At 74.9% G+C, this 18,842-nt stretch carries 19 protein-coding genes; 14 read left to right on the forward strand and 5 right to left on the reverse strand.

The window, feature by feature from the left end; genetic code table 11:
• Window positions 1-23: 23 nt before the first annotated feature.
• The 6 genes from JOE68_RS16355 (at window position 24) to arfB (ending at window position 5,266) form a co-directional block, all read left to right on the forward strand.
• Entirely contained in the window at window positions 24-755 is a 732-nt protein-coding gene (locus JOE68_RS16355; protein ID WP_204843205.1) for a maleylpyruvate isomerase N-terminal domain-containing protein, read from the forward strand.
• 149 nt (window positions 756-904) lie between these two features.
• Window positions 905-2,428, forward strand: coding sequence for an amidophosphoribosyltransferase (gene purF, locus JOE68_RS16360; protein ID WP_204843206.1), 1,524 nt, complete (start codon window positions 905-907; stop codon window positions 2,426-2,428).
• A gap of 19 nt (window positions 2,429-2,447) precedes the next feature.
• A complete protein-coding gene (purM, locus tag JOE68_RS16365; protein WP_239562264.1) occupies window positions 2,448-3,521 on the forward strand; it encodes a phosphoribosylformylglycinamidine cyclo-ligase in 1,074 nt (357 codons plus the stop codon).
• A 123-nt stretch (window positions 3,522-3,644) separates the two neighbouring features.
• A complete protein-coding gene (locus JOE68_RS16370; RefSeq protein WP_204843207.1) occupies window positions 3,645-4,139 on the forward strand; it encodes a SigE family RNA polymerase sigma factor in 495 nt (164 codons plus the stop codon).
• Window positions 4,136-4,828: a hypothetical protein gene (locus tag JOE68_RS16375; protein ID WP_204843208.1), complete on the forward strand. Its 693-nt coding sequence runs from the start codon at window positions 4,136-4,138 to the stop codon at window positions 4,826-4,828. The genes JOE68_RS16370 and JOE68_RS16375 overlap by 4 nt, the downstream gene beginning before the upstream one ends.
• Window positions 4,829-4,837: 9 nt before the next feature.
• Complete coding sequence (gene arfB / locus JOE68_RS16380) at window positions 4,838-5,266, forward strand: alternative ribosome rescue aminoacyl-tRNA hydrolase ArfB (protein ID WP_204843209.1); 429 nt, start codon at window positions 4,838-4,840, stop codon at window positions 5,264-5,266.
• Window positions 5,267-5,395: 129 nt separating this feature from the next.
• On the opposite strand, the gene JOE68_RS16385 is transcribed toward arfB, so the two are convergent.
• Both JOE68_RS16385 and JOE68_RS16390 read right to left on the reverse strand, forming a co-directional pair.
• A complete protein-coding gene (locus tag JOE68_RS16385) occupies window positions 5,396-6,076 on the reverse strand; it encodes a response regulator (protein WP_204843210.1) in 681 nt (226 codons plus the stop codon).
• Window positions 6,073-7,641, reverse strand: a complete 1,569-nt coding sequence (locus tag JOE68_RS16390) for a sensor histidine kinase (RefSeq protein ID WP_204843211.1) — start codon at window positions 7,639-7,641, stop codon at window positions 6,073-6,075. The genes JOE68_RS16385 and JOE68_RS16390 overlap by 4 nt, the downstream gene beginning before the upstream one ends.
• Before the next feature lie 133 nt (window positions 7,642-7,774).
• Between JOE68_RS16390 and JOE68_RS16395 the strand changes: the two genes are divergently transcribed.
• The 6 genes from JOE68_RS16395 to JOE68_RS16420 all read left to right on the forward strand — a co-directional run bounded on the left by JOE68_RS16395 (window position 7,775) and on the right by JOE68_RS16420 (window position 13,816).
• Entirely contained in the window at window positions 7,775-8,737 is a 963-nt protein-coding gene (locus JOE68_RS16395; protein ID WP_204846136.1) for a Bug family tripartite tricarboxylate transporter substrate binding protein, read from the forward strand.
• A 137-nt stretch (window positions 8,738-8,874) separates the two neighbouring features.
• On the forward strand, window positions 8,875-9,417 hold the full coding sequence (locus tag JOE68_RS16400; protein ID WP_307819709.1) for a tripartite tricarboxylate transporter TctB family protein: 543 nt from the start codon (window positions 8,875-8,877) through the stop codon (window positions 9,415-9,417).
• 1 nt (window position 9,418) lies between these two features.
• On the forward strand, window positions 9,419-10,933 hold the full coding sequence (locus JOE68_RS16405) for a tripartite tricarboxylate transporter permease (protein ID WP_204843213.1): 1,515 nt from the start codon (window positions 9,419-9,421) through the stop codon (window positions 10,931-10,933).
• Between the two features lie 113 nt (window positions 10,934-11,046).
• Window positions 11,047-12,030, forward strand: coding sequence for a sugar ABC transporter substrate-binding protein (locus tag JOE68_RS16410; RefSeq protein WP_204843214.1), 984 nt, complete (start codon window positions 11,047-11,049; stop codon window positions 12,028-12,030).
• Window positions 12,027-13,034 carry an ABC transporter permease gene (locus JOE68_RS16415; RefSeq protein WP_204843215.1) on the forward strand — a complete coding sequence of 336 codons (1,008 nt, stop codon included), beginning with the start codon at window positions 12,027-12,029 and terminating at the stop codon, window positions 13,032-13,034. The genes JOE68_RS16410 and JOE68_RS16415 overlap by 4 nt, the downstream gene beginning before the upstream one ends.
• Window positions 13,031-13,816 carry an ATP-binding cassette domain-containing protein gene (locus JOE68_RS16420; RefSeq protein WP_204843216.1) on the forward strand — a complete coding sequence of 262 codons (786 nt, stop codon included), beginning with the start codon at window positions 13,031-13,033 and terminating at the stop codon, window positions 13,814-13,816. Before JOE68_RS16415 ends, JOE68_RS16420 begins: the two co-directional genes overlap by 4 nt.
• A 272-nt stretch (window positions 13,817-14,088) precedes the next feature.
• On the opposite strand, the gene JOE68_RS16425 is transcribed toward JOE68_RS16420, so the two are convergent.
• On the reverse strand, window positions 14,089-14,904 hold the full coding sequence (locus tag JOE68_RS16425; RefSeq protein WP_204843217.1) for a hypothetical protein: 816 nt from the start codon (window positions 14,902-14,904) through the stop codon (window positions 14,089-14,091).
• A 112-nt stretch (window positions 14,905-15,016) separates the two neighbouring features.
• A complete protein-coding gene (locus tag JOE68_RS16430) occupies window positions 15,017-15,703 on the reverse strand; it encodes a Crp/Fnr family transcriptional regulator (RefSeq protein WP_239562265.1) in 687 nt (228 codons plus the stop codon).
• 348 nt (window positions 15,704-16,051) lie between these two features.
• On the opposite strand from JOE68_RS16430, the gene JOE68_RS16435 reads away from it, so the two are divergent.
• On the forward strand, window positions 16,052-17,116 hold the full coding sequence (locus JOE68_RS16435; protein WP_204843219.1) for an NADH:flavin oxidoreductase/NADH oxidase: 1,065 nt from the start codon (window positions 16,052-16,054) through the stop codon (window positions 17,114-17,116).
• A 69-nt stretch (window positions 17,117-17,185) separates the two neighbouring features.
• Here JOE68_RS16435 and JOE68_RS16440 read toward each other — a convergent pair whose 3' ends face one another.
• Window positions 17,186-17,371, reverse strand: a complete 186-nt coding sequence (locus tag JOE68_RS16440) for a DUF3073 domain-containing protein (protein WP_204843220.1) — start codon at window positions 17,369-17,371, stop codon at window positions 17,186-17,188.
• 162 nt (window positions 17,372-17,533) lie between these two features.
• Here JOE68_RS16440 and JOE68_RS16445 point away from each other — a divergent pair, with 162 nt between their 5' ends.
• Window positions 17,534-18,415: a DUF8083 family protein gene (locus JOE68_RS16445; RefSeq protein WP_204843221.1), complete on the forward strand. Its 882-nt coding sequence runs from the start codon at window positions 17,534-17,536 to the stop codon at window positions 18,413-18,415.
• Window positions 18,416-18,842 lie beyond the last annotated feature (427 nt).

Consider the following 18,842-nt stretch of genomic DNA (forward strand, 5'->3'; position numbering starts at 1 on the left):
GACGACGAACCAGGAGGCGGCGCGTGGCCGGAGGTTGGAACACCCAGCGGTGGGTGGGGAAGTCCGCCGAGCAGGCGGCGCTGTTCCGCGCGGCGGTCGGGCGGGCCGACCCCGCCGCGGCCGTGCCCGGCTGCCCGGGCTGGACGTTCACCGAGCTGACCCTGCACGTCGGGCGGTTCCTCCAGACCTCGCTGGAGTACCTGCGCAGCGGCAGCACCGCGCGGCTGCGACCGCCACCGCCGCCGGTGGGCGCGGCGCCGCTGGAGTACCTGGACGCGCAGCTCGCGCAGGCCGCCGAGGTGCTGCCCGCGGTGCCCGGCAACCGGCCCGCCTGGACGTTCTCGCCCGCCTCCCCGGACCTGGCGTGGGTGTGGCACCGCCGCATCGCCCACGAGCTGGACCTGCGGCGGTGGGACGCCCAGGCCGCGCTGCGCGAGCTGACCCCCGGTGACGCGGACTTCGCCGTCGACGGCATCGAGGAGTCCCTCGGCACGCTGCTGGCCGCCAAGTACGCCACCGACGTGCCGCCGACCGCGAAGGGCACGGCGCTGGTGCGGCTGACCGACGTCCCGGAGGCGTGGGTGGTGGAGCTGGAGCCCGGCGCGGTGCCCGGGGTGCGCCCGGCGTGGCCCGGCGAGGCGACCGACCTCCTGATCACCGGCGAGGCGCAGGTCATGCACTACGGGCTGTGGGGGCGGGTGCCGCTGCGGGCGGAGGGCGATCGGGACGTGCTGAGCGCCCTCGAACTGGCCTGACGCCCGGACCACCCCCTCGTCGGCGGAGCGGTCCGGCGGGCCGTCGGCGTGCGTTTGGTCACTCCCCACCCCGTCCGATGGGGGTAGTGCACCCCTCGCGCGCCTTACACTCGGGGACGCAGCCCGATCTCGTCGCTAGGGAGCACTCGGTGGTCACCGACCCGTCAGCAACCGGCCGAATCGACACCGAAGAGCAGGAGCCCCGGGAGGAATGCGGGGTGTTCGGCGTCTGGGCGCCCGGTGAAGAGGTCGCCAAGCTGACCTACTACGGCCTGTACGCGTTGCAGCACCGCGGCCAGGAGGCCGCCGGCATCTCCGTCGGCGACGGCAGCCGGGTGGTGGTCTACAAGGACCTCGGCCTGGTCAGCCAGGTGTTCGACGAGCAGGTGCTGTCCTCGCTGCGCGGCCACGTCGCCGTCGGCCACTGCCGCTACTCCACCACGGGCTCCACGACGTGGGAGAACGCGCAGCCGACGTTCCGCACCACGGCCACCGGCTCCGGCCTGTCGCTGGGCCACAACGGCAACCTGGTCAACACCGCCGAGCTGCGGGAGCGGGTCCGCGAGGTGGGCGCGGACACCCGGCACGGCGCGACCACCGACTCCGACCTGGTGTGCGGGCTGCTCGCCGCCGCCGCGGCCGACATCGGCATCGAGCAGGCCGCGACGCAGCTGCTGCCGACCCTGCGCGGCGCGTTCTGCCTGGTGTTCTCCGACGAGTCGACGCTGTACGCGGCCCGCGACCCGCAGGGCGTCCGGCCGCTGGTGCTCGGCCGGCTGGAGCGCGGCTGGGTGGTGGCCAGCGAGACCGCCGCGCTGGACATCGTGGGCGCGTCGTTCGTCCGCGAGGTCGAGCCGGGCGAGCTGATCGCGATCGACGAGAACGGCCTGCGGTCGAGCCGGTTCGCCAACCCCGAGCCCAAGGGCTGCCTGTTCGAGTACGTCTACCTGGCCCGCCCGGACACGACCATCGCCGGGCGGTCGGTGCACGCCACGCGCGTCGAGATCGGCCGCCGGCTGGCCCAGGAGCACCCGGTGGAGGCCGACCTGGTCATCCCGGTGCCCGAGTCCGGCACGCCTGCCGCCATCGGCTACGCGCAGGCCAGCGGCATCCCGTACGGGTCGGGCCTGGTCAAGAACGCCTACGTGGGCCGGACGTTCATCCAGCCCTCGCAGACCATCCGCCAGCTCGGCATCCGGCTCAAGCTCAACCCGCTCAAGGACGTCATCCGCGGCAAGCGCCTGGTCGTGGTGGACGACTCGATCGTGCGCGGCAACACCCAGCGCGCCCTGGTGCGGATGCTGCGCGAGGCGGGCGCGGTCGAGGTGCACGTCCGGATCGCGTCGCCGCCGGTCAAGTGGCCGTGCTTCTACGGCATCGACTTCGCCTCCCGCGCCGAGCTGATCGCCAACGGCCTGGACGACGACGGCATCCGCCGCTCCATCGGCGCGGACTCGCTGGGCTACGTGTCGCTGGAGCAGCTCGTCGCGGCCAGCGAGCAGCCGAAGACGCGGCTGTGCGCGGCGTGCTTCGACGGCGAGTACCCGATCCCGCTGCCCGACGACGCGCTGATCGGCAAGCACCTGCTGGAGGGCATCCGAGGCGTCTCGGGCTCGGCCGCCCCGGTCCTGGCGAACGGGTACGGTGCCGAGGACGCCCTACAACGGCCCTGAAATGGATGCCAGCAGAATCATGGAAGCCAGTGACGTGACCGACACCGCCAAGGCCACCTACGCCGCCGCCGGAGTGAGCATCACCGCGGGTGACGAGGCGGTGGAGAAGCTCAAGCCGTGGGCGGCGAAGGCGCAGCGTCCCGAGGTCCTCGGCGGCATCGGCGGCTTCGCGGGCCTGTTCAAGCTGCGCCTGGACCGCTGGAAGGAGCCCGTGCTCGCGTCGTCCACCGACGGGGTCGGCACGAAGATCGCGGTCGCCCAGGCGCTGGACAAGCACGACACGATCGGCATCGACCTGGTCGCCATGGTGGTGGACGACCTGGTGGTCTGCGGCGCCGAGCCGCTGTTCCTGCAGGACTACATCGCGGTCGGCCGCGTGGTGCCGGACCGGATCGCGGCGCTGGTCAAGGGCATCTCGGAGGGCTGCGTGCTGGCCGGGTGCGCGCTGCTGGGCGGCGAGACCGCCGAGCACCCCGGCCTGATGGGCGAGGACGACTACGACGTCTCCGGCACCGGCGTGGGCGTCGTGGAGGCGGCCGGGATGCTCGGGCCCGACCGCGTGCGCGACGGCGACGTGGTGATCGCCATGGGCTCGTCCGGGCTGCACTCGAACGGGTACTCGCTGGCGCGGCACGTGCTGCTCGACATCGCCCGGATGCCGCTGTCGGGGCACGTGGAGGAGTTCGGCCGCACCCTCGGCGAGGAGCTGCTGGAGCCGACCCGCATCTACGCCAAGGACTGCCTGGCGCTGGCGGCGGAGGCCGAGGTGCGCACGTTCGCGCACGTCACCGGCGGCGGCCTGGCGGCGAACCTGGCCCGCGTGCTGCCCGCCGGCCTGCACGCCCGGCTGGACCGCGGCACGTGGTCCCCGGCCCCGGTGTTCGCGCTGATCGCGCAGCGCGGCCGGGTGGACCGCGAGGAGATGGAGAGGACGTTCAACATGGGCGTCGGCATGGTCGCCGTCGTCTCCCCGGAGGACGTCGACCGCTCCCTGGCCGTGCTGACCGCCCGCCACGTCCCGGCGTGGGTGCTGGGCGAGGTCGGCCGCTCCGACGAGCCCACCGCCCTGGTCGGCGACCACCCCAGGTTCTGACCCCGCTCCCGGCGCCGGTCGCCCGTGACGCCACGGGCGACCCGCGTCCGGTGATCCACCCCGGGTGACGGGCAACCTCCCGCGCCGGTCGGTCCGTATGTAGCGGCGACCGAGGGAGGCGAGTTGGACCGCGATCGCGAATTCGAGGAGTTCGTGGACGCCCGGACGTCGGTGCTGCGGCGGACCGCGTACCTGCTGTGCGGTGACTGGCACCGCGCCGAGGACCTGGTGCAGACGGCGCTGGCCAAGCTGTACGTCGCGTGGCCCCGCGTGCGGCGGGACGGCGCGGTCGACGCCTACGCGCGCAAGGTGCTCGTGCGGGCGGCGATCGACGAGTCGCGGCACGGGTTCCGCCGCCGGGAGACGGTGGTCGGGTCGCTGCCGGACAACCCGACGGCCGGCGACGCGCCCGCGGACCTCGACGTGCGGGGCGCGCTGGCCGCGCTCCCGCCCGGGCAGCGCGCCGTCGTGGTCCTGCGGTACTGGGAGGACCTGAGCGTCACCGAGACCGCCCGCCTCCTCGGTCGGACCGAAGGCACCGTGAAGAGCCAGGCGGCGAAGGGCCTCGCCGCGCTCCGGCGGCTTCTCGGCAGCCCCGCACTGGAGGAGCAGGTGTGACCGACATCAGGCAGGTGCTGGAAACCGCGTTCGACGACGAACCGCCGTCGAACCTCGACAAGTCCGCGATCGTCCGGGCCGGCCGCCGCCGGCTGGGCGCGCGCCGCGCCACGACGGCCGGCGCCGTGCTCGCCGCCGTGACGGCGGTGGGCGTGCCGGTCGTGCTCGCGGCGGGCGGCGGGGCGTCGGTGGCGCCGGTGGCGTCGCAGCCCGCCACCGCCGCGCCGGCGCCGGTCGGCTCGTCCGCGCGCAGGCCGCCGACCATCCAGCGCGCCGCCGAGCTGAGCGCGCTGCTGGCGAACTCCGGCGCGCTGCCGGAGATGCAGGTCCACCGGTGGTCCTTCGGCACCCGGGAGGAGGGGTACCTGGTGCGGGCGGAGCTGGGCGGCGGGCCGGCGGGTGAGCTGAACGTCCGCCTGGCCGACGAGCCGTTCGAGTGCGGCGCCGCGCCCGCGGACGACCGGGTGGACTGCGAGACCCGGCAGTACCGCGGTGTGCCGGTCGTGGTGCGGCAGTCGGGCGACGGGGCGTCGAGGTCGTTCAAGGTCTCGGCCAGGACCGCGGACGGCGGGGTGCTCTCGGCGGAGGTCGTCACCGGTGGCGCGGTCGACGGGCGGCCCGCCCCGCCGCAGCCGCTGACCTACGAGCAGGTGGCAAAGCTCGCGACAGTGCCGGGGGTGACGTTCTAACCTGGTCGCGTGGCCGAGGACCTGATCGTGACGCGGGCGCTGGTGGTGCCGGCGGCCGAGCTGAGCGAGCGCTTCTCGCGGTCCTCCGGGCCCGGCGGGCAGGGCGTCAACACGGCGGACAGCCGGGTCGAGCTGTCGTTCGACCTGGCGTCCTCGCCGTCCGTGCCGGAGTGGCTGCGGTCGCGGATGCTCGCCCGGCTCGGGCGCCGGCTGGTCGACGGCGTGCTGACCGTCGCGGCGAGCGAGCACCGCGCCCAGCTGCAGAACCGCGCGGCGGCCCGCGAGCGCCTGGCCCGCCTGCTGCGCGACGCCGCCGCGGCCCCGCCCCCGGTCCGCCGGGCCACCAAGCCCACCAGGGGTTCGCAGGAGCGCCGCATCGCCGCCAAGAAGCGCCGCGCGCAGACCAAGCAGGGCCGCCGCGGCGGTGGCTGGGACTGACCCGCGGGGCCCGCCGAACCCGGGCCCCGGGATCGGGCTGCGGGACCCGGCTGCGGGACCCGGTCGCGGGATCCGGTCGCGGGATCCGGTCGCGGTGTCCGCCGAGCCGGGGACCGGTCGGCGGGTCCGTCAACCCGCGGGCCGGTCGAGCCACACGTACCGCCGCTCGGGCCGCCCGGTGCCGCCGTACCGCAGCCGCACCTCCGCCCGGCCGGTCGCCACGAAGTGCTCCAGGTACCGGCGCGCGGACACCCGGGCCAGCTCGGTCGCCGAGGCGCACTCGCGCGCCGACACCCCGCCCGGCCGGTCCCGCAGGACCCGCTCGACCAGGCCCGCCGTCTGCGCGGTCAACCCCTTGGGCAGCGCGGTCGACGTGCGCGGCCGGGCGCCGAAGACCTCGTCCACGTCGGCCTGGCCCGCCGACGCCAACCGGCCCAGCCTGCGGTCCAGCGCGGCGAAGTGCGCGAGCCGGTCGCGCAGCGCGGCGTACTCGAACGGCTTGATCAGGTAGTGCAGGGCGCCGCCGCGCAGGGCGCTGCGCACGGTGTCGACGTCGGTCGCCGCGGTGATCACGATGACGTCCACCTCGTCGCGCACCGCCCGCAGCTCGCTCAGCACGCCCAACCCGTCCAGGTCCGGCAGGTAGACGTCCAGCAGCACCAGGTCGGGCCGCAGGGCGCGGGTCAGCCGCAGCGCCTGCGCCCCGGTGTGCGCGACGCCGACGACCTCGAAGCCGGGCGTCCGCGCCACGTACCCGCTGTGGACCTTCGCGACCATGAAGTCGTCGTCCACCACCAGGACCCGGATCACGCCGGCACCGCCACGGGCAGCCGGGCGGTGAACACCGCGCCGTCCTCGTTGTGCACCCGCACGCACCCGCCGCGCCGCAGGCAGGTCTGCCGGGTCAGCGCCAGGCCCAGCCCGCGCCGGCCCTGCTCGGCGGCCTTGGTGGTGAACCCGTGCCGGAACACCTCCTCCGCCAGCCCCGGCGCGACACCGGGGCCGGAGTCCCGCACCACCACGCGGACCTCGCCGTCGACCAGGCGCACCGAGACCTCGACCCAGCCGCGTCCGGCCAGCGCGTCCAGCGCGTTGTCCACGAGGTTGCCCAGCACCGTCACCAGGTCCGTGGACAGCACCTCGTCCACCGGCCCGAGCGCGCTGCCCGGGTCGAGCCGCAGCCCGATGCCGCGCTCGGCGGCCAGGCTCGCCTTGGCGATCAGCAGGGCCGCCACCGCCGGGTCGGCGATCCGCGTGCCCACCTCGGCGCGCCACCGGCCCTGCGCGCCGCTGATCCGGTCGATGAACCCGCGGGCCTCGTCGTACTCGCCCAGCTCGACCAGCCCGGCGATGGTGTGCAGGCGGTTGCTGAACTCGTGGGCCTGCGCGCGCAGGGTGTCGGTGGCGTGCCGGTTCGCGTCCAGCTCCTCCTGGAGCGTCATCAGCTCCGTGCGGTCGCGCAGCGTCACCACGGCGCCGTGCACGTCGAGGGGCATCCGGTTCAGGGTGAGCACCCGCCCCCGGCCCAGCACCAGCTGGTCGGCGCCGGTGGACCGCCCGGTGAGCACGTCGCGCAGCCGCCCGTCCAGGGCCAGGCCCGGGTCGTCCACGGCCCGGCCGACGACCTCGGGCGGCAGGTCGAGCAGTTCCCGGGCGTGGTCGTTGACCAGGGTGATCCGCTGGTGCGGGTCGAGCGCGACGACGCCCTCCTTGATGCCGTGCAGCAGCGCCTCCCGGTACTCCACCAGCGCGGTGATCTCGTGCGGTTCCAGGCCCAGCGTCTGGTTCTTCACCCGCCGCGCGAGCAGCAGCGACCCGGCCACGCCGATCACCAGGGCCGCGCCGAGCAGCCGCAGCGCGTCGTCCGGCGAGTCCAGCACACCCTCCCAGAACCCCGCCGCCCGCCGCCCGGCGGCGACCACGCCGAGCACCTCGCCGCCGTCGCCGATCACCGGGACGTGCGCCACCGTCGCGCCGTCCAGCTCGCCCACCCACGACCGGCCCCGCGGCGCGGTGCTGCCGCCGGTCGCCAGCGGCTCGCCGACCCGGCGCGGGTCGGGCGAGGCGAGGATGGTCCGGTCGGCCCGCGCGATGACGACGTAGCTCGCGCCGGACAGGCTCTGGGCGCTGGTGGCGAACGGGGCCAGCCGCGCGGGCAGCGCGCAGCAGGGCGCGGCCGGGTCGGCGAGCAGCGCCCGCACGCCGGGGGTGGCGGCCACGTCCTCGGCCACCGACAGCATCCGGCGCCCCTCGGTGGTGCGGAAGTTCTCCCCGGCCTGCACCACCGACAGCGCGCCCACCGCGCACAGCAGCGCCACCACGACGAAGAGCTGCCACCCGAGCAGCTGACGGGCCAGCGAACCGCGTCCACCCATCGGCACCTCCGTGACCACAACGACCAAAAGAACCTCAAGGCGCGCAAGCGGGACTTCACTGTCTACACGAGGGCACCATGTCGAACCACGCGGAGGAGAGGCGGAGGTCGCTGTGTCCCGGTGGAGCAACTGGCTGGCGGTGGCCGGCGCGCTGGCGGTGGTCGTCCTGGTGCCGCCGCTGCTGACGTCCGGCGCGGAACCCCAGGCGGGCCTGCGCGCCCTGCGGGTGCTGGTGCCCAACGCGCCCGGCGGCGGCTACGACGTCACCGCGCGCACCGCCGCGAAGGCCATGGAGGACGCGGAGCTGATCCGCACCGCCGAGGTGTTCAACCTGCCCGGCGCGGGCGGCACCGTCGGCCTGGGGCGGACGGTCGGCGAGCGCGGCAACGGCAGGCTCGTGATGTCCATGGGCCTCGGCGTGGTCGGCAGCGTCCACACCAACCGGTCCCCGTCGTCGCTGCTGGACACGACCCCGATCGCGAAGCTGATCGAGGAGCCGGACATCGTCGTGGTCGACCGGGACTCGCCGTACCGGGCGCTGGGCGAGCTGCTGGCCGCCTGGCGCGCCGCGCCGGGCTCGGTGCCGGTGGGCGGCGGGTCGTCGCCCGGCGGGCCGGACCACCTCGCGCCCATGCTGATCGCGAAGGCGGTCGGCCTGCCGCCCCGGCAGGTCAACTACGTCCCGTTCGACGGCGGCGGCGAGCTGCTGGCGTCGGTGCTGGGCGGGAAGGTCGCCTTCGGCGTGTCCGGCGTGGGCGAGTACCGCGACCAGATCGAGGCGGGCCGGCTCCGGGTGCTGGCGGTGACCGGCGGCGAGCGGCTGCCCGGGGTGGACGCCCCGACGCTGCGCGAGGCCGGGGTGGACGTGGAGTTCACCAACTGGCGCGGCGTGGTCGCGCCGCCCGGCATCACCGACGCGGACCGCGCGCGCCTGGTGGACCTCTTCACCGACCTGCACGGCAGCCCGCAGTGGCGGGAGGCCCTGGCGCGCAACGGCTGGACCGACGCCTTCACCCCCGGCGCGGAGTTCGGGTCGTTCCTGCGGGAGGAGAACGAGCGGGTGGCGACGGTGCTGAAGGACCTGGGGCTGGCATGACGGGCGGCGGAGGTGTCGAAGGGGCCGGCCTGACCGGCGGCGGCTTGACCGGTGGTGGTCGGACGAGTGGCGGCGGTCGGACGGGTGGCGGTCTGACGGGCGGAGGTCGGACGGGTGGCGGTCGGACGGGTGGCGGCGTGACCGGTGGTGGTGGCCCGAAGGGTGGCGGCGGAGCCGGCCCGGACCGGCGGTCGTGGTGGCGGGAGCACTCCGAGTTGGGGGTCTGCGCCGTCCTGGTGGCCCTGGGCGTCCTGGTGCTCGTGGACGCCGTCCGCATCCCCACCGACTTCGCCCAGCGCGGCCCGGTCGGCCCGAAGGCCGTCCCGGTCGTCGTCGGCGCGGCGCTGCTGGTCGTCGCGGCGCTGCTGGCGCGCGACGTGCTGCGCGGCGGGCGCGGCGAGGCCGAGGGCGGCGAGGACGTCGACCCGGACGCGCCCGCCGACTGGCGCACGGTCCTGCTGCTGTGCGGGGCGTTCCTCGCCAACGCCGCGCTCATCGGCGTGGTCGGCTTCCCGATCTCCGGCGCGATCCTGTTCTGGGGCGCCGCCTACGCCCTGGGCAGCCGCCACTTCGTGCGCGACCCGCTGCTCGCCGCCGGCCTGTCGGTGCTGACCTTCGCGGTGTTCGACGTGCTGCTGGGCGTCCCGCTGCCGGGCGGCCCGCTGGTGGGGGTGCTCTGACGTGGAGGCGTTCGGGAACCTGGTCGAGGGGTTCGCCACCGCGCTGACCCCGGCGCACCTCGGGCTGGCCGCGCTGGGCGTGCTGCTCGGCACGGCGATCGGCGTGCTGCCCGGCATCGGGCCGGCGATGGCGGTGGCGCTGCTGCTGCCGGTCACCTACGGCCTGGAGCCGACCGGGGCGTTCATCATGTTCGCGGGCATCTACTACGGCGGCATGTTCGGCGGCTCCACCACGTCGATCCTGCTCAACACGCCCGGCGAGAGCGCGGCGGTGGTCGCGGCGATCGACGGCAACCCGATGGCGCGCGCGGGACGCGGTGCGCAAGCGCTTGCCGCCGCCGCGATCGGGCACTTCGTCGGCGGCCTCATCGGCACCGCCCTGCTCGTCCTGCTGGCGCCGGTGGTGGCGGCGCACGCCGTGGACATCGGCGCGCCGGACTTCTTCGCGATCATGGTGCTGGCGTTCGTCGCCGTCACCTCCGTGCTCGGCGCGTCCCGCGTGCGCGGGTTCGCCTCGCTGCTGGTCGGGCTGGCCATCGGCCTGGTCGGGCTGGACGAGATGACCGGGCAGCAGCGGCTGACGTTCGGGTCGCTGCACCTGGCGGACGGCGTCGACGTGGTCGTGGTGGCGGTGGCGCTGTTCGCGGTGGGCGAGTCGCTGTGGGTGGCGGCGCACCTGCGGCGCGCGGCGGTGCGGCCCATCCCGGTCGGCCGGCCGTGGCTGCACCGCGCCGACCTGCGGCGCGCGTGGAAGCCGTGGCTGCGCGGGCCGCTCATCGGGTTCCCGTTCGGCGCGGTGCCGGCGGGCGGCGCGGAGATCCCCACGTTCCTGTCGTACGTGGCCGAGAAGCGGCTGTCCAAGCACCGCGACGAGTTCGGCCGGGGCGCGATCGAGGGCGTGGCGGGCCCGGAGGCCACGGCGTCCGCGTCGGCGGCGGGCACGCTCGTGTCGATGCTGACGCTGGGCCTGCCGACCACGGCGGTGGCGGCGGTGCTGCTGGCCGCGTTCCAGCAGTACGGCATCCAGCCGGGACCGCTGCTGTTCCAGCGGGAGCCCGCGCTGGTGTGGGGGCTGATCGCGTCGCTGTTCGTCGGCCTGTGCCTGCTGCTGGTGCTGAACCTGCCGCTGGCCCCGGTGTGGGCGAAGCTGCTGCGCATCCCCCGGCCGTACCTGTACGCGGGCATCCTGTTCTTCGCGAGCGTCGGCGCCTACGCGGTCAACGCCGACGTGTTCGACCTGCTGGTGATGTTCGTGATCGGCCTGCTGGGCTTCGCGATGCGCCGCTACGGCCTGCCGGTGCTGCCCGCGATCATCGGCGTCATCCTCGGCCCGGCCGCCGAGCAGCAGATGCGCCGGGCCCTGCAGCTGTCGGACGGCTCGCTCACGGGCCTGGTCGACACCCCCCTGGCCGTCGCGGTGCACGGCGTGGTGGCGGTCCTGCTGGTGTGGCCGCTCGCGCGCCGGGCGCTGCGCAGGCGGTCGGGCCGGGAAGCGCGGCCGGAGGTCGACGCCTGACCCCGCGGGCGGCGGCCCGGCTGCCGCCGCCCGGCGCGTTGACGGCGGCCCGCCCCGGCCAACAGCATGGGTCCCGAGTGCTCTCCCCGCCACACCTCCCGCGAGGAGCGACGATGACAGCCACCCGGAAACCGCTCACCGCCCTCGTGCCGGCCCTCGCCCTCGCCCTGGCGGCCTGCACCGGCCCCGGCGGGGCGGACCGACCCGCCGGCGGCACGGTCCTCGACCGCGCCACCGGCGACCTGCGCGTCGCGGTGATCACGCACGGCACGGCCGGCGACGCGTTCTGGAACGTCGTGAAGAACGGCGCCACCGACGCGGGCGGGCAGCTCGGCGTCGCGGTGGACTACCACTCCGACGGCGACCCCGGCCGGCAGTCCGCGCTGGTCGACAACGCGGTGTCGCAGGGGGTCGGCGGCATCGTGGTGTCGATGGCCAACCCGGACGCGCTGCGCACGTCGGTCGGCCGGGCGGTGGCGGCGGGGATCCCGGTCGTCACCATCAACTCCGGCAGCGAGCACAGCACCGCGTTCGGGGCGCTGGCGCACATCGGCCAGGAGGAGGGCATCGCGGGGGAGCAGGCGGGCGCTCGGCTGCGGGCCGCCGGGAGGACCAGGCTGGTGTGCGTGGTCCACGAGGCCGGCAACGTGGGGCTCGACCAGCGCTGCGCCGGCGCGCGGGCCGGGTTCGGCGGCTCGGTGGTCGACCTGCGGGTCGACATCAACAACCCGACCGACGTGGCGGCCCGCATCAGGGGCGCGTTGCAGGCCGACCCCGCCGTGGACGCGGTGCTGGCGCTCAACCCGCAGGTCGCGGTCGGCGCGGTGAGCGCGGTCAAGGGCCTGTCGGCCGGGACCGCCGTGGCGACGTTCGACCTCAGCCCCGACGTCACGGACGCGATCAAGGCCGGTGACGTGCTGTTCGCCGTCGACCAGCAGCAGTACGAGCAGGGCTACCTGGCGATCGTCGCGCTCAAGCTCCACCACGACAACGCCAACACCGTCGGCGGCGGCCGGCCGGTGCTCACCGGTCCGGGCTTCGTCGACCGGTCCACCGTGGACCGGGTCGCCGAGTACGCCGCGCGGGGCACCCGGTGACCTCGCCGGGGCCGCTCCACCGGCTGGCGGCCCGGCCGGAGGTCGGCGCGCTGCTCGGCGCGGTGCTGGTGTTCGCGTTCTTCTCGGTGGCGACCGAGCGGTTCCTCAGCCCCGGCGGGGTGGCGACCTGGCTGGACGACGCGTCCGCGCTGGGCATCGTGGCGGTCGCGGTGGCCCTGCTGATGATCGGCGGCGAGTTCGACCTGTCCGCCGGGGTGATGACGGCGTCCACCGCCCTGGTCACGGCCGTGCTGTCCACCCGGCTGGGCTGGAACGCCTGGCCCGCGCTGGCCGCCTCGCTGGTGTTCGCGCTGGCGGTGGGCGCGCTCAACGGGTGGCTGGTGCTGCGGACCGGGCTGCCGAGCTTCATCGTCACACTCGGCGCGTTCCTCGCCCTCCAGGGCGTGAACCTGGGCGTCACGCGGCTGGTCACCGGCACCGTGCAGGTGTCCGGGATGCGGTCGGTTCCCGGCTACGAGTCGGCGGGGTTCGTGTTCGCGTCCACCGTCCAGGTCGGCGGCACGGCGTTCCCGGTGTCGATCGCGTGGTGGGTGCTGTGCACGGCGGTCGCCGCGACGGCCCTGGCGCGCACGCCGTTCGGCAACCGGGTGTTCGCGGTCGGCGGCGCGGTGGAGGCCGCGCGCGCGGTGGGCGTCCCGGTGCGGCGCACGAAGGTGCTGCTGTTCATGGCGACGGCGGGCGCGGCGTGGCTGGTCGGGACGATCAACATCCTGCGGTTCACCAGCGTGCAGGCCAACCAGGGGATCGGGCTGGAGTTCCAGTTCATCGTCGCGGCGGTGATCGGCGGCTGCCTGCTCACCGGCGGGTTCGGCTCGGTCGTGGGCGCGGCGCTCGGCGCGCTGGTCTTCGGCATGGCCCGGCAGGGCATCGTCCACGCGAACTGGGACAGCGACTGGTTCCAGCTGTTCCTGGGCGTGCTGCTGCTGGCCGCCGTGCTGGTCAACAACGCGCTGCGGCGGCGGGTGGAGGGGGTGCGGGGATGACCGGGGCGCCGCTGCTGGAGGCCCGGGGCATCGGCAAGAGCCACGGCGGCGTCGTCGCGCTGCGCGACGTCTCGGTGGTGGTCCGCGCGGGCGAGGTGACCTGCGTGCTGGGCGACAACGGCGCGGGCAAGTCGACGCTGATCAAGGTCTTGGCGGGCGTGCACCGGCCCGACCGGGGCGTGCTGCTGGTGGCGGGCGAGGAGACCCGGTTCGCCTCGCCGCGCGAGGCGCTGGACCGGGGCATCGCCACCGTGCACCAGGACCTGGCGGTCGTGCCGCTGATGAGCGTGTGGCGCAACTTCGTCCTCGGCTCGGAGCCCACCAGGGGCTTCGGGCCGCTCCGGCTGCTCGACCGCCGCCGGGCCCGCGAGGTCACCCGGTCCGCGCTGGCCGCGCTGGGCGTCGACCTGCGGGACGTGGAGCAGCCCGTGGGCACGCTGTCCGGCGGCGAGCGGCAGTGCGTGGCCATCGCGCGGGCCGTGCACCTCGGGGCGAAGGTGCTGATCCTGGACGAGCCGACCGCCGCGCTGGGCGTCAAGCAGGCCGGGCTGGTGCTCCGGCACGTGGCCCGGGCGCGCGACCGCGGGCTGGGCGTCGTCCTGATCACCCACAACCCGCAGCACGCCTACTCGGTGGGCGACCGCTTCCTGCTGCTCGAACGCGGCCGGGTGGTGAGCAGCCACATGAAGTCGGGGATCGGCCCGGTGGGGTCGGCCGCCGGGATGGCGGGCGGCGCGGGGGCGGCGGCGCTGGAGCGCGAACTGCGGGGCGACGCCGGGTGACCGCGCGGGGTTGGCCGCGCGGGGTCGGCAGCGCCGGGTGGTTGTGCGGGGTCGGCTGTGCGGGCCGGCCGCGCGAGGTGGCTGCACGGGTGCGCGCGGGGCCACCGCGCGGGTCGGTGGTCGTGCGAGCCGGTCCGGCCGCGGCCAGGTGGGCGCGCGCGACCGCCGACCCGCGCCGCCGTCCCGACGCGCGCACCCCTCATCGCCCACCGCCTCGACCGGCGCGTCCGCGACGACGCCGGCCGGCGGCGGGCTCCGCGCCCGCTCCCCGGCTACCCGGCCTGCCCTCCCCTGCCGCCGGTCGGGCCGAAGCTCGACCCGCGCTGGTCGTTGTGGGAGAAGTACTGGACCGAGTCGGCGTGCTGCCAGATCGGCACGTGCGCGTCGGCGCCCGCCTGGACCACCGTCGAACCCCCGGTGGCAGTGGCGCTCTGGTGCACGGTGGCCCCCTGCGGCGCGGCGAGCTCCCGCGGCGCGGCCGGTGCGCCGGGCAGGTGCAGCGCGTGGACGTCGCCGTTGGGCACCCACATCCAGCCGTGGCCGCGGAAGGTCTTCTCCACCACTTCGACCCGGCGGAAGTCGGTGGGGCGCAGGGTGGTGTGCCCGGCCAGCACCAGCGTGGAATACACGATCTCCGACAGCACGACCACCAGATCGGCCTCCGGGAATTCGTCGAGGGCGATATGCGCCGGTTTGCTGTTCAACAACCGGGAGACCAACACGGAATCCTGACCGGGGAATCCGTTCGCGCCGTCGACCACCGCGCCGTGGTGGATCGCGAGGCGCAACCGGGCGCGCGCTTCGGGCACCCGGTAGCGGTTCGCCGCCGACAGCTCCGCCGCCAGCGCGCGGACGTAGTGGTCGACGACCAGGTGCTCCGGGGCGTCGGGCGGCAGCACGGCCCACTCCTCGTCGCCCTTGGCCTGGCGGTGCCACGTCGACCGGTCCAGCCCGGCCGCCCGGCCCGCCTGGTCGAGGCTGCGGACCAGGACTTCCTGCAGGTCGCGCTGGAGCTGGTCGTCAGCCGCGCCGTAGCGCCTGAGGTCGCAGCAGACCAGCAGGCTGCGCCGGAACGTGGCAGGACTCATGGACTCGGCCTTTCGGGAAGTGGCGGTGGCGTCACCGCCGGGGCTGACCGGGGTGCAGGGCCACTGTGGAGCACCGCCCGGGAGCGGATGCCGCAGAACTGCGGCCCCGCTCTCAGATGCCCGCGAATTTCCGCAGGCCCTCCAGGTCGGGCACCAGCACGTCCCGCCGGAGGTGGCTCACGACCACCCCCGCCTTGCGCAGGTCGCTGAACGCCTTCTCCGCCGTTCTCGGCTTCATCCCGGCGATGGAGGCCAGCTCGACCTTGGTGAGCGGGATCCCCAGCGTCCAGCCCGCCGGTTCCTCCCGCCCGTAGGTCTGCACCAGCTCGACGAGCACTCGGGCCACCCGTTCGGCGGCGGGGTGGGACAGGAAGTCGCGGCGGCGCTGGTTGGCCCAGCGCAGCCGGTCGTTGATCATCCCGATCAGCTCCACGAACACGTCGTTGCGCCGGTGCAGGAAGCTCATCAGCTCACCGCTGGTGATCAGCTTCGCCACCACGTCGCCGCACGTCACGACGGTGGCCGAGCGCGGCTTCTGGTCCAGCGCCGCCATCTCGCCCACCAGGTCGCCCGCGACGCGGATCGCGAGCAGGGCCGTGTCGCCCGTCTCGTCGGTGGTCTGCACCTTCACCACGCCGTCGAGCAGCAAGAGGACGTGGGTGTCGTTCGCGTCCTGCTCGATGACCTCCCGGTCGGCCGTGTAGCGCACGACCGTGCCGATGTTCAGCAGCTCTTGTCGGGTGTTGTCGCGGAGGCGACCCAGCAGGCTGTTGCTGGGCCACCCTGGATCCTGTGTCATCGTGGTCGGCATGGGCAGCATGTGGATCCTGTTACTGTCGTGACCGGCGGGAATTGGGATTCGAGCCGACCTGCGTCGGGCGGCAAGTGATGGTCTCCCCGAACGTGGTGCGGACAGTACACCCGAATGGGCGTAACTGGTCCTGACCGGCGGTGCGTTTCGAGCCGCGCCCCCCTATTCAAGATCACGTGCTAATGTACGCGCAATACCGAATCGAATGGAATTGTGCTGCTCCCGTGCGGTGGGACGGTCGTCACGCGGGGAACAACCTGTCCGATCCGGGACCTTGGACCCGTTGAGGGGTCCGAAGGACCCGTCGTCGTACCGGAACCACCCGAGGAGACGCATGTGAGTGCGCTGTTCAGCCCGCTGATCCTCCGCTCGGTCACGCTCCCGAACCGGATCGCCGTCAGCCCGATGTGCCAGTACTCCGCTCGTGACGGCTTCCCCGACGAATGGCACCTGGTGCACCTCGGCTCGCGTGCGGTCGGTGGCGCGGGGCTGGTGCTGGCGGAGGCGACCGCCGTCCAGGCGGTGGGTCGGATCTCGCCCGAGGACACCGGCCTGTGGGACGACGCCCACGTCGAGGCGTGGCGGCCGATCACCGCGTTCATCCGGGCCCAGGGCGCGGTGCCGGGGGTGCAGCTGGCCCACGCCGGCCGCAAAGCCTCCACCTACTCGCCGTTCGCGGCCGGGCACGGCGGCGTGCCCGACGCCGAGGGCGGCTGGACGCCCGTCGCGCCGAGCGCCGTGCCGTTCGACGAGTCCTACCGGGCGCCGGTCGAGCTGGACGGGGCCGGCGTCGCGCGGGTCGTGTCCGACTTCGCCGCCGCGGCGCGCCGCGCGGTCGCCGCCGGGTTCGAGGTCGTCGAGGTCCACGCCGCCCACGGCTACCTCCTGCACCAGTTCCTGTCCCCGCTGAGCAACCGGCGGACCGACCGCCACGGCGGCTCGCTGGAGAACCGCACGCGGTTGGCGCGCGAGGTGACCGCCGCGGTGCGCGCGGCGGTGGGCGAGGACGTGCCGGTGCTGGTGCGCGTCTCGGCCACGGACTGGGTCGAGGGCGGCTGGACGCCCGAGGACACCGTCGTGCTGGCGCGCGAACTGGCCGCCGCGGGCGCGGACCTGGTCGACGTGTCGACCGGCGGCAACGTGCCGAGGGCGGAGATCCCGGTCGGGCCGGGCTACCAGGTGCCGTTCGCCGAGACCGTGCGGCGGGAGGCCGACGTGCCCGTCGGGGCAGTCGGCCTGATCACCGAAGCCCGGCAGGCGGAGCGGGTCGTCGCCGACGGCTCAGCCGACCTGGTCCTGCTCGCGCGGGAGCTGCTGCGGGACCCGTACTGGCCCCGGCGCGCGGCCGGGGAGCTCGGGGCGCAGGTCACTCCGCCGAAGCAGTACGCCAGGGCGTTCTGAGGTCCGCCTCAAAGGTTGGGCTGCCGGTGCGGAACCGGCAGCCCAACCTTCGAAGCGGGTAGTGGTGTGTCAGCGACGGTAGTCGTCGTACTCGTCGTCCGACGGCTCGTCGTAGCGGTCATCGCCGCTACGGCGCCCGCCGTCGGAATCGCCGGACAGCTCGCGTTGCAAGGCGTCAAAGTCGGTGTTGTGAGAGCTGTACTTCAGCTCCCGCGCCACCTTCGTCTGCTTGGCCTTCGCTCGGCCGCGCCCCATGGCTCGACCCCCTCGCACAGGGACGGGGGCGGCCGGGGGAACGGCGGCCCCACTCGTCTCGACAACTAGTTCCTGGTAACTACCGTACCGTGTCGAAGGGGTTCCTCGCGACGCGGTAGGCGTGACACGTGCCGCCAATTCTCCGCGTGGGAGGATGCGCGGGTGCCTCGACCGTTCGTCGCCTACCTCAGGGTGTACGAACCGCTGTCGGCTCTTGACGGACCGTTGGCCGACCGGGTGCGAAAAGCCCTGGCAGCGGGCCCGTTGAGCCGAGCGGACGCCGGAGCCCGGGAACGGGAGCTGTGGCTGCGATCACAACTGGCCCGGCCGCGCCGGCTGCTGCCGGGTGAGCTGCCGGACGGGCGTGTCGCGCCCGACGCGCCGTTCGACGTGATGACCATCAGCCCGGCGGAGGTCCCCGGCGAGGTGGGCCCCGGCCCCCTGGTGTGCCCGCTGGACCTCCGGGCGCGGTCGGCGGCGGCGCTGGTGGGGTTCCTGGCGTCGGCCGGCGGGCCGCTGCAGGACGAAGCCCTGTCGGTGGGTCCGGAGGCCATCCGGGCGCGGGCCTCGGCGGTGCTGGCCGAGCTGACCGGCGGCGCGGTCCACGTCATCTCGACCACCTGGACGGTGCCGCTGCCCTGGTTCGCCCTGGTCGACCCGGACACCCGGCGCATCGTCCCGGCCCCCCGCGACGACCCCGAGCGGCAGGTGTCGTGGCGGGTGTCCATGGCGGACGCCCGGCACCGGGTGGCGCGGGCGCACAAGGTCGTGTCCCGGTCCCTGGGTGAGGAGGGGCCGGCCAAGGTGCTGGCGGACACGGCGCGCTGGCTGGACCACTTCTCGCCCGGGTCGGCGGTGGAGCTGGACTACGGCGGCCTCGTGCAGCTGATCGAGGACCAGGACCTGCTGGAGGACACCTCCGCGCAGGACGTGAACGCGATCGTGGACGCGCTCGAAGCCGAGGACGCCGAGGAGGTCGCCCTGCGCTACGAACGCCTGCGCGAGTTCTGGGGCGAACTGGCCCGCCGCGAACGCCACGGCTAGCCGCCGGGCCGGCCATCTGGCCGGCCACCCGTGCGGGGCGCTCCCCGCAGCCACGCGCAGCCCGCGCCGCACCGCCGCCTCGCCGACAGCCGGTGACCTCCGACCCGAGGCCACCCCGCGGGAACACCGCCAACCCGAGACGACCCCGGCCCGCCTGGGACGGCCCCGGCCCGCCGGCACGACCCCGCCCAGGACGGCCCGCCCGGCAAGCCCCGCGCAGGACAGCTCTGCCCAGGACAGCCCCGGGCAGGACAGCTCTGCCCAGGACAGCTCTGCGCTGCTCGGCGTGGCCCTACCCGGTACTGGCCCAGGGGTCGGCCCCGCCCGGCTCGCGGCGCCCCGACCCAGGCGGTCGTGGTCGGTGGGCTCGGCGGGCAGCTCGCCGCCGGCGCCCCCTACCCGGCCCGGCGCCCCCTACCCGGCCCGG

This window comes from Saccharothrix algeriensis (assembly GCF_016907655.1).
GTDB lineage: Bacteria > Actinomycetota > Actinomycetes > Mycobacteriales > Pseudonocardiaceae > Actinosynnema > Actinosynnema algeriense.

Excerpts from the sequence above, each read along its gene's own strand:
- JOE68_RS16430 (WP_239562265.1), bottom strand. The coding sequence starts at position 15,703 with ATGACACAGGATCCAGGGTGGCCCAGCAACAGCCTGCTGGGTCGCCTC.
- JOE68_RS16410 (WP_204843214.1), top strand. The coding sequence starts at position 11,047 with ATGACAGCCACCCGGAAACCGCTCACCGCCCTCGTGCCGGCCCTCGCC.
- JOE68_RS16390 (WP_204843211.1), bottom strand. The coding sequence starts at position 7,641 with ATGGGTGGACGCGGTTCGCTGGCCCGTCAGCTGCTCGGGTGGCAGCTC.
- JOE68_RS16440 (WP_204843220.1), bottom strand. The coding sequence starts at position 17,371 with ATGGGGCGCGGCCGAGCGAAGGCCAAGCAGACGAAGGTGGCGCGGGAG.
- JOE68_RS16420 (WP_204843216.1), top strand. The coding sequence starts at position 13,031 with ATGACCGGGGCGCCGCTGCTGGAGGCCCGGGGCATCGGCAAGAGCCAC.
- JOE68_RS16425 (WP_204843217.1), bottom strand. The coding sequence starts at position 14,904 with ATGAGTCCTGCCACGTTCCGGCGCAGCCTGCTGGTCTGCTGCGACCTC.
- purM (WP_239562264.1), top strand. The coding sequence starts at position 2,448 with ATGGAAGCCAGTGACGTGACCGACACCGCCAAGGCCACCTACGCCGCC.